Genomic DNA, 15,507 nt, shown 5'->3' with positions numbered 1-15,507 from the left:
TGGTGAAATCGCCGAAGAAGGTCGGTGATACCGCACGGCCGGAGGCGCCACCTGCCGCGGAAATAGAGGCGATTGTTCAGGGCAATTACGACGACCCGTTCTCTGTGCTCGGGCTGCAGAAGACCGCGTCGGGTTTTGTCGCGCGCTGCTTTATTCCGGGCGCCGAGGCAATTTCGGCATTGTCCATCGCAGGGGCCGCGCTCGGCGATCTGACCTGTCTCCACCCGGCCGGCTTCTTCTGCGGGCCGGTTGCCGCCGACGGCTTCCAGCCGCTGCGTTACAGGGCGACACGGGGCGATGTGGAATGGACCGTCACCGATCCCTACAGCTTCGGGCCGGTGCTCGGGCCGATGGATGACTATTTCGTCCGTGAAGGTTCGCATTTGCGCCTGTTCGACAAGATGGGCGCCCACCCTCTGAAGCATCAGGGCGTCGACGGTTTTCACTTCGCTGTCTGGGCGCCGAATGCCAAACGCGTCTCCGTCGTCGGCGACTTCAACGAGTGGGACGGTCGCCGCCACGTGATGCGGCTTCGCCGCGACACCGGCATCTGGGAAATCTTCGCACCGGACGTCCGGCCAGGCTCGCCTTATAAGTTCGAGATCATCGGCAAGAATGGCGAACTGCTGCCGCTGAAGGCCGACCCCTATGCGCGGCGCGCCGAGCTTCGCCCCAAGAACGCCTCGGTCACCACCGCTGAACTGGAACAGGCCTGGGAGGATGCCGCGCACCGCAAGCATTGGGCAACCATCGACCAGCGTCGCCAGCCGATCAGCGTTTACGAGGTGCATGCTGGTTCCTGGCAGCGCCGCGACGACGGCACGATGCTGAGCTGGGATGAGATGGCCGCGCGGCTTATCCCCTATTGCGTAGACATGGGCTTCACGCATATCGAGTTCATGCCGATCACGGAACATCCCTATGATCCGTCCTGGGGTTACCAGACCACCGGCCTCTACGCCCCGACCGCGCGCCACGGCGAGCCGGAAGGCTTCGCCCGCTTCGTCAACGGCTGCCACAAGGTCGGGCTCGGCGTCATCCTCGACTGGGTCCCTGCCCACTTTCCGACCGACGCCCATGGCCTGCGCTGGTTCGACGGAACGGCACTCTACGAGCACGCCGACCCGCGCCAGGGCTTTCATCCCGACTGGAACACGGCGATCTACAACTTCGGCCGCCTGGAGGTCGTCTCCTACCTCGTCAACAATGCGCTCTACTGGGCGGAGAAATTCCATCTCGACGGTCTGCGCGTCGATGCCGTCGCCTCCATGCTCTATCTCGACTATTCGCGGAAGGAAGGCGAGTGGATCCCGAACGAATATGGCGGCCGAGAAAATCTGGAGGCCGTGCGTTTCCTGCAGCAGATGAACCGCGCCGTCTACGGCACTCATCCGGGGATCATGACCATCGCCGAGGAATCCACCTCCTGGCCCAAGGTCTCCCAGCCAGTGCATGAAGGCGGTCTCGGTTTCGGCTTCAAGTGGAACATGGGTTTCATGCACGACACGCTGAGCTATTTCGCCCGCGATCCGGTGCACCGCAAGTTCCACCACCAGGAGCTGACCTTCGGGCTGCTCTATGCCTTCTCGGAAAATTTCGTACTGCCGATCTCCCATGACGAGGTCGTGCACGGCAAGGGCTCGATGATCGCCAAGATGCCCGGTGACGACTGGCAAAAATTCGCCAATCTCCGCAGCTACTATGCCTTCATGTGGGGCCATCCCGGCAAAAAGCTGCTGTTCATGGGCCAGGAATTCGCCCAATGGAGCGAGTGGAGCGAGGAGCGTCCGCTGGATTGGAACCTCCTCCAATACGCACAGCATGAAGGCATGCGGCGACTGGTACGCGACCTTAACTTCACGTACCGCTCAAAGCCGGCGTTGCACGCCCGCGACTGCGAGGGCGAAGGCTTCGAGTGGCTGATTGCCGACGATCACGACAATTCGGTACTCGCTTGGCTGCGCAAGGCGCCGGGTGAAAAGACCATCGCGGTGATCTGTAATCTCACCCCAGTTTACCATGAGGGCTATGTCGTGCCGCTTCCCACGACCGGGCGCTGGCGCGAAATCCTCAATACCGACGCGGAGATCTATGGCGGTAGCGGCAAGGGCAACGGTGGGCGCGTGGAGGCCGGACCAGGAGACGGCGGCCACGCTTACGCCATCCTGACATTGCCGCCGCTTGCGGTCATCATGCTAGAACAGGAAAACTGAGGCGGGAGGCGAAATGATGGAGAAGCGACACCAACCCCTGGCGCGCGATGCCATGGCTTATGTTCTGGCCGGCGGTCGGGGAAGCCGCCTTAAGGAACTGACGGACCGGCGCGCCAAGCCAGCTGTCTATTTCGGTGGCAAGGCCCGCATCATCGATTTTGCCCTCTCCAACGCGATCAATTCGGGCATCCGCCGTATCGGCGTCGCCACCCAGTACAAGGCGCATTCTCTCATCCGTCACCTGCAGCGCGGCTGGAACTTCCTGCGTCCGGAGAGAAACGAGAGCTTTGACGTCCTGCCCGCCAGCCAGCGCGTCTCCGAAACGCAATGGTATGAAGGCACCGCCGACGCCGTCTACCAGAACATCGACATCATCGAACCCTATGGTCCGGAATACATGGTCATCCTGGCGGGCGACCACATCTACAAGATGGACTACGAACTCATGCTTCAGCAGCACGTCGATTCCGGCGCCGATGTAACCATCGGCTGTCTGGAAGTACCGCGCATGGAGGCGAGCGGCTTCGGCGTCATGCATGTCGATGGCAATGACGAAGTTATCGCCTTTATCGAAAAACCGACCGATCCGCCGGGCATTCCCGGAAACGAGGACTTCGCGTTGGCATCGATGGGTATCTACGTGTTCCACACGAAGTTCCTGATGGACACGCTGCGCCGTGACGCCGCCGACCCGCATTCGAGCCGCGATTTCGGCAAGGACATCATTCCCTATATCGTATCGAACGGCAAAGCGGTGGCGCATCGATTCGCCCGTTCCTGCGTCCGGTCCGATTTCGAAAGCACCCCCTATTGGCGCGACGTCGGCACCATCGATGCCTATTGGCAAGCCAACATTGACCTCACGGACATCGTTCCCGAACTCGACATCTACGACAAGTCCTGGCCGATCTGGACCTATTCGGAAATCACCCCGCCGGCCAAATTCGTGCATGACGACGAGGGGCGGCGAGGCTCGGCGATCTCGTCGCTGGTGGCCGGCGACTGCATCATCTCCGGCTCCTCGCTCTACAAGAGCCTGCTCTTCACCGGCGTGCGCGCCAACTCCTACTCGCGGCTCGAAGGGGCGGTCATCCTGCCCAAAGTCCACATCGGGCGTCATGCGCGATTGACCAACGTCATCATCGACCACGGCGTCGTGATTCCCGAAGGTTTGGTCGTCGGCGAGGATCCGGAAATCGACGCCCGGCGCTTCCGCCGATCGGAGGAAGGAATTTGCCTGATCACCCAGCCGATGATCGACAAGCTCGGCATGGCAGTCTGATGAAGGTCCTCTCTGTCGCGTCGGAACTCTACCCGCTCGTCAAAACCGGCGGCCTTGCGGATGTCGCGGGCGCATTGCCGCTGGCGCTGGCCGCGCATGGCGTGGAAACAAAGACCCTCGTCCCCGGCTATCCGGCGGTGCTGAAGGCGCTCGGCAACCTGGTGAAACGCAAGGAGTTCACAGACCTGCTCGGCGAAGAGGCAGTCCTGCTCGAAGCAAAACACGAAGGCATCGACATTCTCGTCCTCGACGCGCCCGCGCTGTTCGAGCGCGCGGGCGGCCCTTATGTCGATCCCAACAGCCGCGACTATGCAGACAACTGGAAGCGCTTCGCGGTGCTTTCCAAGGCCGGCGCAGAGATTGCCGCGGGCGTCCTGCCCGACTGGCAGCCGGATCTCGTCCACGCCCATGACTGGCAAAGCGGCCTGACGCCGGTCTACATGCGCTATGGCGAAGCGTCGGAGAGGCCGAGCCTCGTCACCATCCACAACATCGCCTTCCAGGGGCAATTCTCCGCCGATCTGTTCCCGCAACTCGGACTTCCCACCCATGCCTTCTGGGAAGCGCTCGAATATTATGGGACGATCAGCTTCCTCAAGGGCGGCCTCGTCGCAGCCCACGCGATCAGCACGGTCAGCCCTTCCTATGCGGAAGAGATCCTGACCCCCGCCTTCGGCATGGGGCTCGAAGGCGTCATCGCCAGCCGCGCCGACGACCTCTACGGCATCGTCAACGGGATTGACGCCACCGTGTGGAATCCGGCCACCGACAAGCACATCGCCCAGACCTACGCGTCCGCCGCGCTGAAGAAGCGTCAGGCAAACCGTGACGCGCTGGCCGCCCGCTTCTCGCTCGACACCGACGACGGGCCGATCTTCTGCGTCATTTCGCGCCTGACCTGGCAGAAGGGCATGGACCTGCTTGCCGAAGTCACCGACACGATCGTCGCAGCCGGTGCCAAGCTCGTCATTCTCGGCTCCGGCGACCACGCGCTCGAATCCAGCCTGCTCGCCGCCACCGCCCGCCACAAGGGCCGCATCGGCATGGTGGTCGGCTATGACGAACCGCTGTCGCATCTGATGCAGGCCGGTTCCGACGCCATCCTCATCCCGTCACGCTTCGAGCCCTGCGGGTTGACCCAGCTTTACGGCCTGCGCTACGGCTGCGTGCCGGTGGTTGCCCGCACCGGCGGGCTGGCCGACACGATCATCGACGCCAACGAGGCGGCGATCGCTGCCCAAGCTGCAACCGGCATCAAGTTCGTGCCGGGATCGGCCGATGCTCTGCGCTCGGCGATACGCCGTGCCACGCGGCTCCACAGCTCTGCTAAGATTTGGAGTCAGTTACAGAAGCAGGGGATGAAAAGCGACGTCTCCTGGGGCAAAAGCGCAGAGCGCTACGCCGAACTCTATCAACGCCTCGTCTCGAAAGGCCCGTAAGTCCATGATCTCGACCGTTGCAACCAAGCCCTTCGCGGATCAGAAGCCGGGAACCTCCGGCCTGCGCAAGAAGGTTCCGGTCTTCCAGCAACCGAACTATGCTGAGAACTTCATCCAGTCGATCTTTGATAGCCTCGAGGCTTTCGCCGGCAAGACGCTGGTGATCGGCGGCGACGGCCGCTACTACAATCGCGACGTGATCCAGAAGGCGATCAAGATGGCCGCAGCCAACGGCTTCGGCAAGGTGCTGGTCGGCCAGGGCGGCATACTCTCGACGCCGGCCGCCTCGCACGTCATCCGCAAGTACAAGGCCTTCGGCGGCATCATCCTCTCGGCCAGCCACAATCCCGGCGGCCCGACCGAGGACTTCGGCATCAAATACAATACCGGCAATGGCGGCCCGGCGCCGGAGCGGATCACCGACGCGATCTTCGAACGCTCCAAGGTGATCCAAAGCTACAGGATCGTCGACGCGGCCGATATCAATCTCGATCAGATCGGCAGCGTCGAGCTCGACGGCATGGTGGTCGAAATCATCGACCCGGTCGCCGACTATGCCGCGCTGATGGAAGAACTGTTCGACTTCGGCGCCATTCGCAACCTGTTTGGCCTCGGCTTCCGCATGGTGTTCGACGCGATGAGCGCGGTCACCGGCCCCTATGCCAAGGAGATCATCGAGGGCCGCCTCGGCGCGCCAGCCGGCACGGTCCGCAACTTCATTCCCCTCCCCGACTTCGGCGGGCACCATCCCGACCCGAACCTCGTCCATGCCAAGGAACTCTACGACGAGATGATGGCCGGCGACGCAGCGCCCGACTTTGGCGCAGCCTCCGATGGCGACGGCGACCGCAATCTGGTGATCGGCAAGGGCATCTTCGTCACCCCTTCCGACAGTCTCGCCATTCTCGCCGCCAATGCCCATCTGGCTCCCGGCTATGCCAAGGGCATTTCCGGCATCGCCCGCTCCATGCCGACCAGCGCTGCCGCCGACCGGGTTGCGGAGAAGCTCGGGATCGGCATGTACGAGACGCCCACCGGCTGGAAGTTTTTCGGCAATCTGCTCGATGCGGGCAAGGTGACGATCTGCGGCGAGGAATTGGCCGGCACCGGATCGAACCATGTGCGCGAGAAGGACGGACTTTGGGCCGTCCTGCTGTGGCTCAACATCCTTGCCGTGCGCGGCGAGAGCGCGAAGGACATCGTCACCCAGCATTGGGCAACCTACGGCCGTAACTACTATTCCCGTCACGACTACGAAGCGGTCGACACCGATGCCGCAAATGGTCTCATCGCAGCACTTCGCGCAAAGCTGGAAACGCTTCCCGGCACCAGAATCGGCAAGCTCGTCGTGACCAAGGCCGATGATTTCGCTTATCTCGATCCCATAGACCAGTCAGTCAGCAACAATCAGGGCGTCCGTATCCTGTTCGAAGGCGGCTCGCGTGTCGTTTTCCGGCTCTCCGGCACCGGAACATCCGGGGCGACCTTGCGCGTTTATATCGAACGCTACGAACCGGATGCCAGTCGCCACGACCTGGAAACGCAAAGCGCACTCGCCGAGCTGATCACCGCGGCCGAAAGCGTCGCCGACATCCGCAAACGGACAGGGCGAGACGCGCCAAGCGTGATCACCTGATCCACTCATCATGAACCGTATCGAAACACGGCTAGGCGGAGTGTTAATGACGGACAGCGGCGCCGAATTCGCCGTATGGTCCGAACATGCCGACAGGATCGATCTGTGCCTATTCGACAGCTCGGGCCGGTCGGAGATCTGCCGTTTGCCGATGACGCGAGGCCCCGACTCCGTCCATCGCCTGCATGTAGATGGGATCGTGGAGGGCTCTCGCTACGGTTATCGCGCCCATGGCCGCTATATGCCAGATAGAGGCTATTGGTTCGATCCGTCCAAGCTCCTGGTCGACCCCTATGCGAAGGAACTCGACCGCCCCTTCGTCCACGATCCGCGTCTCTCGGTGTTCGGCACGGATACGCAGGCGCTGGTACCAAGGGCGATCGTCACCAATGATCCGTTGGCCAAGCCGATGCGCCCGCTGCTGCCCAAGGGCGGCTTCGTCTATGAACTGGCCGTCAAGGCCTTCACGATGCTGCATCCCGATGTCCCCCAGGAACTGCGGGGTACAGTTGCCGCCCTCGCCCATCCCGCCGTCATTGCCCACCTGAAAAAGCTCGGTGTGGATGCGATCGAGCTGATGCCGATCGTCGCCTGGATCGACGAGCGCCACCTGCCACCGCTCGGCCTGACAAACGCCTGGGGCTATAACCCGATCGCGCTCATGGCGCTCGATCCGCGCATCGTGCCAGGCGGCATGACGGAGCTGCGCGAAACCGTGCACACGCTGCACGAATCCGGCATTGGCGTCATCCTTGATCTGGTTTTCAACCACACCGGCGAAAGCGACAAGCTCGGCACCACATTATCGCTGCGCGGCCTCGACAATCCTAGCTGCTATCGCCATCTGCCAGACAATCCGGGCATTCTCGTCAACGATACCGGCTGCGGCAACACACTCGCCTGCGACCACCCCTATGTTCGCAGGCTGATTGTCGACAGCCTTCGCCATTTCGTCGTGCATGCGGGTATCGACGGCTTCCGGTTCGATCTGGCGCCAATCCTTGGCCGCACAGCCAACGGCTTCCACACGACGTCCCGTACGCTGCACACCATTCTGACCGACGAGGTGCTGGAAGACCGCGTGATGATTGCCGAGCCCTGGGATATCGGCCCCGGTGGATATCAGCTCGGCAATTTCCCGGACGGCTTCCTCGAATGGAACGATCGGGCACGCGACGACATTCGACGCTACTGGCGCGGCGACAGCTATATGGCGGGTGCGCTTGCCACGGCGCTCTCCGGGTCATCCGATATCTTCTCGAGGTGCGGCGGGACCGAAACGCGCAGCGTCAACTTCGTCGCCGCCCATGACGGCTTCACCCTGTTCGATCTCGTTTCGCACAGCCACAAGCGCAATGGGCGCAATGGCGAACACAATCGTGACGGCCATGACGAGAATTATTCCTGGAACAACGGCGTGGAAGGAGAGCACGACAATCGGACCGTGCTGGCGCGCCGGCGCCAGGACGTCGCCGCCCTTCTCTCCACATTGTTTGCCACGCGCGGCACAATCATGCTGACGGCGGGCGACGAATTCGGCAGGACCCAGAACGGCAACAACAACGCCTATTGCCAGGACAACGACCTGACCTGGCTCGACTGGGAGGCGGCGGACGAACATCTGATCGCCCTTGTCGCCAAACTCTCGGCTATGCGAAAGCGTTTCTCGGTTTTTTCCGAAACGCGCTTCTTTTCCGGAGGAAAGGATGTGGTGTGGCTCTCAGCGAGCGGATCTGAGATGGGCGTCCCGGACTGGGAACACGCGCAAGGCCCCGGCCTTGCGATGCTGGTTCACAGCGCCGACTATAAGCTCAAGACCGAGGTGCGGCTCGCCATTTTGTTCAACCGCTCCACCTCTGCTCTGGACTTCCATCTGCCCACAGGCGAAAACAAGCATTGGCGACATCTGCCGGGTAACCGGCCAACCAAACAGTTCCACCTTAGGCCGAGATCGGTCCAGTTTTATTTCGAGCACTAGTTCCTTCATTATCCTTAGACAAGCAGACGCTATTCCCTGTTCGCCAGAGCCCCTGTATGACTTTCCCTACTGCAACCATTGGTGAGGTTCCATGCCCCGTGAGATTTCCCTGTCCGAGGTTTCGTCGCTGATCGGCCAGGAGATCGGCGTGTCGAAATGGATCACCGTCGATCAGACCATGATCGACGCCTTTGCCGGCGCGACCGACGACCATCAGTTCATCCATGTAGATCCAGTCCGGGCCGCGGCCGAAACACCCTTCGGCGGCACCATCGCCCACGGTTTTCTCACACTGTCGTTGCTGTCGACCATGAACTACGACTGCCTGCCGAAGATCCGCGAGCAGACGATGGGCATCAACTATGGTTTCAACAAGGTACGCTTCATGACGCCCGTCAAATGCGGTAAGCGCATTCGCGGCCATTTCGTGCTGTCGGAAGGTCGTTTGCGCGGGGCGGGCATGATGATGACCGCGTATGACGTCAGCATCGAGATCGAAGGCGAACGCAAGCCGGCGCTGACTGCCACCTGGATGACAATCATCCAGTTCGACCCGAAGGACCGCCCCGAAGGAATGTAGGCATGGGAAAAGCCGAAATAGTCCGCGCTTCCTTCCGGCGACAGGCGAAGGCCTGCGATGATCTCGGCTCGCCCTTCACCGCTCGCCTCTGCCGACTGGTCGCCGACCGATTGAACGGCGAGACGGCGGTCGCTCGACGCGTGCTGAACTGGGAAGGGGATCCGACAGTCGCCGGCGACGCCCTGGCGCTGCGACTTGCCGGCTCGCTGCATGCGCTGGTGCGATCGGGACAAGATCCGGCGCTTGCCGCCGTCTATCCTCCCGAACGCGTCGATGACGATGCTCTCTGGTCCGCCTGCGAAGACGCATTCCGGCGCGACGAGCGCTTCATTCTCGAGCGCTTGCGCTCGGCGCCACAAACCAACGAGGTGCGGCGTGCCGGCGCGCTTTTACCGGGCTTCCTCACTATTGCAAGGCTGTTCGGCAAGCCGCTTGTGCTATCAGAAGTGGGCGCGAGCGCCGGCCTCAATCTGCATTGGGACCGCTATGCCTATCGGCTCGGTGCATTCGCCTGGGGTTCCGCATCATCGGTCGAGCTTACACCCGACTGGAAGGGGCCGCCGCCGCCCGATGCGGAGGTTGCCATTGCAGGGCGTGCTGGTTGCGACCTGAACCCGCTCGATCCGTCTTCCATTGACGATCGCGAGCGCCTTGCCTCCTACATCTGGGCTGACCAGGCGGACCGTCTGGAGCGAGCTGGAAATGCGCTCGACATCGCGGCAAGAACAGGCATGAAAGTTGATCGGGCCGATGCAATCGAATGGTTGGCCAAACGGCTATCGCAGCGCCACGCAGGCTGCGTTCATGTCGTCTACCATTCGATCGCCTGGCAATATTTCCCGGAGGCTTTGAAAGCGAAGGGCGAACTTCTGATCGCCACGGCCGGAGCTGGTGCGACGCAGGATGCGCCTCTCGCGCGCCTGCAGATGGAGGCTGACGGCAATCCGGATGGCGCAGCGCTGACGCTACAGGTCTGGCCGACTGGTGAGCGTCATGAAATCGGGCGGGCCGACTTTCACGGGCGTTGGGTCAAGTGGAGAGGATGGCCGGGACTTTAGTCCGGGCCCCCTTTGTCCAGGGCGTTTCCTGGCCAGCTATGCGTCCTCTGCCGCTTGTGCCAACAGGCCGAAGGCATAGTCGGCAAACGAGCGCCAGCACTCGACGCGGAAGGTCTCCTCATCGATCCTGCAGAGCACGATTTCGATCTTGCCGAGTACCGTGCGGGCTACAGCGCCGACCGGAAAGGTCTTCAGCGAAAGGTTCAGCGGGCAGCCGGCATTGAGCGCATTGGCCGCCCCGGGGCCGGATACCACGATCGCGGTATTGCGGTGTGAGACGTCGGTTGCCGAATGAACCACGCCGGACGCGGCGCAGTCGGCCATCAGATCGCCGCCCTTGTCGTCGATCAGCAGCCATTCGTCCGGGCCGAGCCAGAATGCCATGCGGCCCTTGGTGGTGGCCGAGCCCTTGGGCCTGACCGGCAGCTTGACACCCAAGGCCTTCGACAGCGCGGCGACGTCTTCCGCTCCGGCCCGAAGCGACACCCGCGTCGCGGCCTCGACAGGCCTCAGCCGCACCGATGGCGAACCGCCATGGGCTCCGGCGAGTGCAGACTTGCGTTCGGCGACGGTCACATCAGCCATGGATACGGCCCCCTTCCCTGTCAAAGAATACGGTATCGGTCACCTCGACCGCGATGGTCTTGTCCTTCATCGGCACGTAGAGCGTTTCGCCCATGCGCGCCCGGCCGCCGACCAGCGTGGCAATCGCGATCGACCGGCCGAGGTTTTCCGACCAGTAGGACGAGGTGACGTGACCGAGCATGGTCATCGGCTTCGGCTGGTTCGGATCGGCGACGATCTGGCCGCCCTCCTCCAGAACCTCGTTCGGGTTCTTGGTGAAGAGGCCGACAAGTTGCTTGCGCCCTTCCTTGACCAGGTCCGGTCGCTTCAGGCCGCGGATGCCGACGAAGTCCTTTTTCTTCTTCGACACGGCCCAGCCGTAGCCGGCGTCGTCCGGCGTCAGGGTGCCATCGGTATCCTGGCCGACAATGATATAGCCCTTCTCGGCACGCAGCACGTGCATGGTCTCGGTGCCGTAGAGGCAACCGCCGAGGCTCTCGGCCCGTTCCCAGATCTTCTGGAAGACATCAGCGCCGAAATCGGCCGGCACGTTGATTTCGAAGCCGAGCTCACCGGTGAACGAGACGCGGAACAGACGGGTCGGCACGCCGCAGAACCTGCCTTCGGCCACGCTCATGTGCGGGAAGGCTTCATTCGAGATGTCGATGCCCTCTACGAACGGCGCGATGATGTCGCGCGCCTTTGGTCCCTGGACGGCGATGACCGCCCACTGCTCGCTGGACGACGTCAACCATACCTTGAGATGCGGAAACTCCGTCTGCAGGTAGTCTTCCATGTGGTTCAAGACCCGCGGCGCGCCGCCCGTCGTCGTCGTCACGTGGAAGCGATCCTCGGCCAGGCGACCGACAACGCCGTCGTCATAGACGAAGCCGTCGTCGCGCGTCATGATACCGTAGCGGCACTTGCCGGGCTTCAGCGTGTCCCAGGCATTGGTATACATGAGATTGAGGAACTCGGCCGCATCCGGGCCGACCACCTCGATCTTGCCGAGCGTCGAGGCGTTGAACACGCCGGCGGCCTCGCGGACTGTCTTGCATTCGCGGTTGACCGCCGCATGCATGTCCTCGCCGGGGCGCGGATAATACCAGGCGCGCTTCCAGTTGCCGACGTCCTCGAACGCCGCGCCGAGCGAAGCCTCATAGGCGTGCATCGGGGTCTTGCGGGTCGGATCGAACAGCTCGCCGCGCGAGTGGTTGATCAGCGTACCGAAAGTGACAGGAGTATAGGGCGCGCGGAAGGTAGTCAGGCCGACCTGCGGGATCTCCTTGCCCAGCATCTCGGCGGCGATCGCCAGGCCATGCATGTTGGACAGCTTGCCCTGGTCGGAAGCCATGCCGTTGGTGGTGAACCGCTTGATATGCTCGATCGAGTGCATGCCCTCGCGCACCGCCAGACGGATGTCCTTGGCGCACACGTCGTGCTGGAAGTCGATGAAGGCCTTGACGCTGGTGTCGCGCCCTGCCCCTTCGGCCGCACCGATCATGCCGCCGGTCCAGCCGAAGACATTGACGCCGGTGGGCGCCGACGAGACGGAGCCGGCCGCGCCGGCCTCCTTCGCCATCCGGGCGCCGGCAGCGAACGCCTCGTCGATGATCGCCTGCAGGTCGTCGGTACCGTTGCAGGTGCCAACGCAGATGCTGTCCTGCGCATAGACGTCCGGCAGGAAACGATCGTTCTCGGAATCGAATTTGAGCTTGCCACGCGACTGCGAGAACAGGTGAACGGACGGCGTCCAGCCGGCCGACACAATAAGCGCGTCGACCTCGATCTTGCGGGCGCTGCCGCTGCCGTTGCGCTTGACCGTCATCGACCGGATGCGCAGGCGACCCGATGTATCGGTGACGGAGTGGCCGACGAGCACTTCGATGCCGAGCGAGCGGGCCTGGGCCAGCACCTTGTCGCCGGGCTTTTCGCGGCAGTCGACGATCGCCGGAATGGTGATGCCGGCACGCTTCAGGTCGAAAGCTGCCTCATAGGCCGAATCATGGGCGGTATAGACGCCGACCTTGGCCCCGACGGCCACGCCGAAATGGTTAAGATAGGTGCGCGCCGCAGACGCCAGCATGATGCCCGGCCGGTCGTTGTTGGCGAACACCATGTGGCGCTCGATCGAACCGGTGGCGAGCACGACCTTCTTGGTGCGGACCTGCCACAGCCGCTCGCGCGGCAGGCTCTTGGCCGGCTTGGCCATATGGTCGGTGACGCGCTCGGTAAGTGCCACGAAGTTGTGGTTGTAATAGCCGAAAGCCGTGGTGCGGGGCAGGATACGCACGTTCGGCATGGCAGCCAGCCGGGCGGCGGTGGCCTGTGCCCAGTCATAGCCGTTCTGGCCGTCGACGGTCGCGCCGGTATCGTAGTGGAAGGCACCGCCCAGTTCCGGCTGTTCGTCGCACAGGATGACCTCGGCACCGGTCTCGGCTGCGGCCAGCGCCGCAGAAAGGCCCGCCGCCCCGCCACCGACAACGAGCACGTCGCAATGGGCATAGCGGCTTGAATAGTGGTCCGGATCTTCTTCCTTCGGAGCCACGCCGAGGCCGGCGGCGCGACGGATGAAGGGTTCGTAGACCGAATGCCAGAAGCTCTTCGGCCACATGAAGGTCTTGTAGTAGAAGCCGGCGGCGAAGAACGGCGAGAAGAAGTCGTTGATCTCGCCGATGTCGAAGGACAGCGACGGCCAGCGGTTCTGCGTCTCGACCTTCATGCCGTCGAACACTTCCTGCACGGTGGCGCGCACGTTCGGCTGGCGCCGGGCAGCATCGCGCGACACGTCGAGCAGCGCGTTCGGCTCTTCCGGACCGGCGGTCAGGATGCCGCGCGGACGGTGGTACTTGAACGACCGGCCAGCGAGATGCAGGCCGTTCGCCAGCATTGCGGAGGCGACGGTATCGCCCTCGTAGGCGGTGATGCTGCGGCCATCAATGGTGAGTCTGGCGGTGCGGGCCGGCGTCAGGCGGCCCTTGCCGGGGATACGATTGGCACCGCTCATTTCGACACTCCCTTCTCGACTGCATTCGGGAGGAAGGCCGAGACATCGGCCTTCGGCCCACCGGCCTTGTAGGTCAAGTGGATCTTGTCGCTCACGGTATCACGCACTGCGTTGAAGAACCGACCGCAGCCATGCATGTGGCGCCAGCGTTCAAAGATCAGGCCCTTAGGATTGTCGCGCAGGAAGAAATAGTCGGCGAACTCCTCATCCGTGATGTCGGCAATGTTTTCCGGCCGGGCGATATGCGCTTCGCCGGCAGCGCGGAATTCGAGCTCGGAGCGCTCTTCCTCGCAATAGGGGCATTTGATCAGCAGCATGATGAACGTCCTTTAAGGGTCAGTGCGCCACGGCGGCCGCAGCCGCCTCGTCGATCAGTCGGCCGGTGCGGAACCGGTCGAGGTTAAGGCCTGCCGCGAGACGGTGCGGCTCGCCCCTGGCGATCAGGTGGGCAAACAGGTTGGCCGAGCCCGGTGTCGCCTTGAAGCCGCCTGTACCCCAACCAGCGTTGACGAAGAGGTTCGGCACCGGCGTCACACCCTGGATCGGCGAGCGGTCGGCGGTGTTGTCGGTGATCCCACCCCACTGGCGCATCATCTTGACGCGGCGGAACATCGGGAACAGTTCGCAGATGGCGTCCAGCGTGTGAGTAATGATCTGCAGGCCGCCGGTCTGCGAATAGGAATTGTACTGGTCGGTGCCGGCGCCGATGACGAATTCGCCCTTGTCCGACTGCGAGATATAGGCATGCACCGTATTCGACATGACGACGCAGGGGAAGATCGGCTTCATAGGCTCGGACACGAGGGCCTGCAGCGGGGTCGAATGCACCGGCAGGCGGACGCCAGCCATGCCCATAACAACCGACGAATGGCCGGCGGCCGACACACCGATCTTCTTCGCGCCGATGAAGCCGCGAGACGTCTCGACGCCGATGACCTCACCACCCGGGCCACGGCGGATGCCGGTCACTTCGGTGTTCTGGATGATATGCACGCCGCGATCCGAAGCCGCACGGGCATAGCCCCAGGCGACGGCATCGTGACGCGCCGTTCCACCGCGCCGCTGAAGGGCAGCACCATTGATCGGGTAGCGGGCGGTCTTGGAGATATCGAGCGGCGGACAGAATCCTTTGGCCTGCTCGGGCGTCAGCCACTCGTTATCGATGCCATAGAGATTGTTGGCATTGATATGGCGCTTGAAAGACTGCTGGTCGTGCACGTTATGCGACAGCATCATCACACCGCGCGGCGAGTACATGACGTTATAATTGAGGTCCTGGCTCAGGCCTTCCCAGAGCTTCAGGGAATGCTCGTAAATATCCATACTCTCTTCATAGAGATAGTTGGACCGGATAATGGTGGTGTTGCGGCCGGTGTTACCGCCGCCCAGCCAGCCGCGCTCGATCACGGCGACATTGGTGATCCCATGCTCCTTGGCAAGATAATAGGCCGCGCCAAGGCCATGTCCGCCTGCGCCGATGATGATGACATCATAGGATTGGCGGGGTTCGGGGGAGACCCATTGTGCTTCCCAGCCCTTGTGGGCCCTGAGCGCCTCGCGTGCCACGGCAAAAACCGAATATTTGCGCATTCGCCTCAAACTCCTGTGGTTCAGGCTTAGGATAAACCAAGCAGTGACAAATCCATATGCGTCATGACCGCCCTTTTGCGACGTCGCGACATTCGTCTTTTGACACGACCGCCCTGGTGCTTGGCGCCGCCGCATCTTTTGCTTGGCGAAATCGCCTGAA

Annotated in this window: 11 protein-coding genes; 7 read left to right on the top strand and 4 right to left on the bottom strand. The window is 62.7% G+C overall.

Annotated elements, in window-relative coordinates; all coding sequences use genetic code 11:
• Positions 1–2: 2 nt before the first annotated feature.
• The 7 genes from glgB to ACWPVA_RS01900 all read left to right on the top strand — a co-directional run bounded on the left by glgB (position 3) and on the right by ACWPVA_RS01900 (position 10,186).
• Positions 3–2,213, top strand: a complete 2,211-nt coding sequence (gene glgB / locus ACWPVA_RS01930; protein ID WP_454289502.1) for a 1,4-alpha-glucan branching protein GlgB — start codon at positions 3–5, stop codon at positions 2,211–2,213.
• Positions 2,214–2,226: 13 nt separating this feature from the next.
• Positions 2,227–3,495, top strand: coding sequence for a glucose-1-phosphate adenylyltransferase (gene glgC / locus ACWPVA_RS01925; RefSeq protein ID WP_454286071.1), 1,269 nt, complete (start codon positions 2,227–2,229; stop codon positions 3,493–3,495).
• Entirely contained in the window at positions 3,495–4,934 is a 1,440-nt protein-coding gene (gene glgA / locus ACWPVA_RS01920) for a glycogen synthase GlgA (RefSeq protein WP_454286070.1), read from the top strand. Before glgC ends, glgA begins: the two co-directional genes overlap by 1 nt.
• A gap of 4 nt (positions 4,935–4,938) precedes the next feature.
• Entirely contained in the window at positions 4,939–6,570 is a 1,632-nt protein-coding gene (locus tag ACWPVA_RS01915) for an alpha-D-glucose phosphate-specific phosphoglucomutase (RefSeq protein WP_454286069.1), read from the top strand.
• A 10-nt stretch (positions 6,571–6,580) separates the two neighbouring features.
• A complete protein-coding gene (gene glgX / locus ACWPVA_RS01910; RefSeq protein ID WP_454286068.1) occupies positions 6,581–8,548 on the top strand; it encodes a glycogen debranching protein GlgX in 1,968 nt (655 codons plus the stop codon).
• Between the two features lie 91 nt (positions 8,549–8,639).
• Complete coding sequence (locus ACWPVA_RS01905) at positions 8,640–9,128, top strand: MaoC family dehydratase (protein ID WP_454286067.1); 489 nt, start codon at positions 8,640–8,642, stop codon at positions 9,126–9,128.
• A gap of 2 nt (positions 9,129–9,130) precedes the next feature.
• Positions 9,131–10,186: a DUF2332 domain-containing protein gene (locus tag ACWPVA_RS01900; RefSeq protein WP_454286066.1), complete on the top strand. Its 1,056-nt coding sequence runs from the start codon at positions 9,131–9,133 to the stop codon at positions 10,184–10,186.
• A gap of 36 nt (positions 10,187–10,222) precedes the next feature.
• Here ACWPVA_RS01900 and ACWPVA_RS01895 read toward each other — a convergent pair whose 3' ends face one another.
• Genes ACWPVA_RS01895 through ACWPVA_RS01880 form a run of 4 tightly spaced genes read right to left on the bottom strand, consistent with a single transcriptional unit; the run spans position 10,223 to position 15,347 of the window.
• On the bottom strand, positions 10,223–10,771 hold the full coding sequence (locus ACWPVA_RS01895; RefSeq protein ID WP_454286065.1) for a sarcosine oxidase subunit gamma: 549 nt from the start codon (positions 10,769–10,771) through the stop codon (positions 10,223–10,225).
• Positions 10,764–13,757, bottom strand: coding sequence for a sarcosine oxidase subunit alpha (locus tag ACWPVA_RS01890; RefSeq protein ID WP_454286064.1), 2,994 nt, complete (start codon positions 13,755–13,757; stop codon positions 10,764–10,766). Before ACWPVA_RS01890 ends, ACWPVA_RS01895 begins: the two co-directional genes overlap by 8 nt.
• On the bottom strand, positions 13,754–14,074 hold the full coding sequence (locus ACWPVA_RS01885; RefSeq protein WP_454286063.1) for a sarcosine oxidase subunit delta: 321 nt from the start codon (positions 14,072–14,074) through the stop codon (positions 13,754–13,756). Before ACWPVA_RS01885 ends, ACWPVA_RS01890 begins: the two co-directional genes overlap by 4 nt.
• A 19-nt stretch (positions 14,075–14,093) precedes the next feature.
• Positions 14,094–15,347, bottom strand: a complete 1,254-nt coding sequence (locus ACWPVA_RS01880) for a sarcosine oxidase subunit beta family protein (RefSeq protein ID WP_454286062.1) — start codon at positions 15,345–15,347, stop codon at positions 14,094–14,096.
• Positions 15,348–15,507 lie beyond the last annotated feature (160 nt).

The sequence above is a fragment of the Rhizobium arsenicireducens genome (assembly GCF_964021225.1).
This window is presented reverse-complemented; position numbering and strand designations above follow the sequence as displayed.

What these genes read in the sequence shown, in the direction of transcription:
- ACWPVA_RS01895 (WP_454286065.1), bottom strand. Translation starts at nt 10,771, where the DNA reads ATGGCTGATGTGACCGTCGCCGAACGCAAGTCTGCACTCGCCGGAGCC.
- ACWPVA_RS01915 (WP_454286069.1), top strand. Translation starts at nt 4,939, where the DNA reads ATGATCTCGACCGTTGCAACCAAGCCCTTCGCGGATCAGAAGCCGGGA.
- glgX (WP_454286068.1), top strand. Translation starts at nt 6,581, where the DNA reads ATGAACCGTATCGAAACACGGCTAGGCGGAGTGTTAATGACGGACAGC.
- ACWPVA_RS01885 (WP_454286063.1), bottom strand. Translation starts at nt 14,074, where the DNA reads ATGCTGCTGATCAAATGCCCCTATTGCGAGGAAGAGCGCTCCGAGCTC.
- ACWPVA_RS01900 (WP_454286066.1), top strand. Translation starts at nt 9,131, where the DNA reads ATGGGAAAAGCCGAAATAGTCCGCGCTTCCTTCCGGCGACAGGCGAAG.
- glgA (WP_454286070.1), top strand. Translation starts at nt 3,495, where the DNA reads ATGAAGGTCCTCTCTGTCGCGTCGGAACTCTACCCGCTCGTCAAAACC.
- ACWPVA_RS01905 (WP_454286067.1), top strand. Translation starts at nt 8,640, where the DNA reads ATGCCCCGTGAGATTTCCCTGTCCGAGGTTTCGTCGCTGATCGGCCAG.
- ACWPVA_RS01890 (WP_454286064.1), bottom strand. Translation starts at nt 13,757, where the DNA reads ATGAGCGGTGCCAATCGTATCCCCGGCAAGGGCCGCCTGACGCCGGCC.
- ACWPVA_RS01880 (WP_454286062.1), bottom strand. Translation starts at nt 15,347, where the DNA reads ATGCGCAAATATTCGGTTTTTGCCGTGGCACGCGAGGCGCTCAGGGCC.
- glgC (WP_454286071.1), top strand. Translation starts at nt 2,227, where the DNA reads ATGATGGAGAAGCGACACCAACCCCTGGCGCGCGATGCCATGGCTTAT.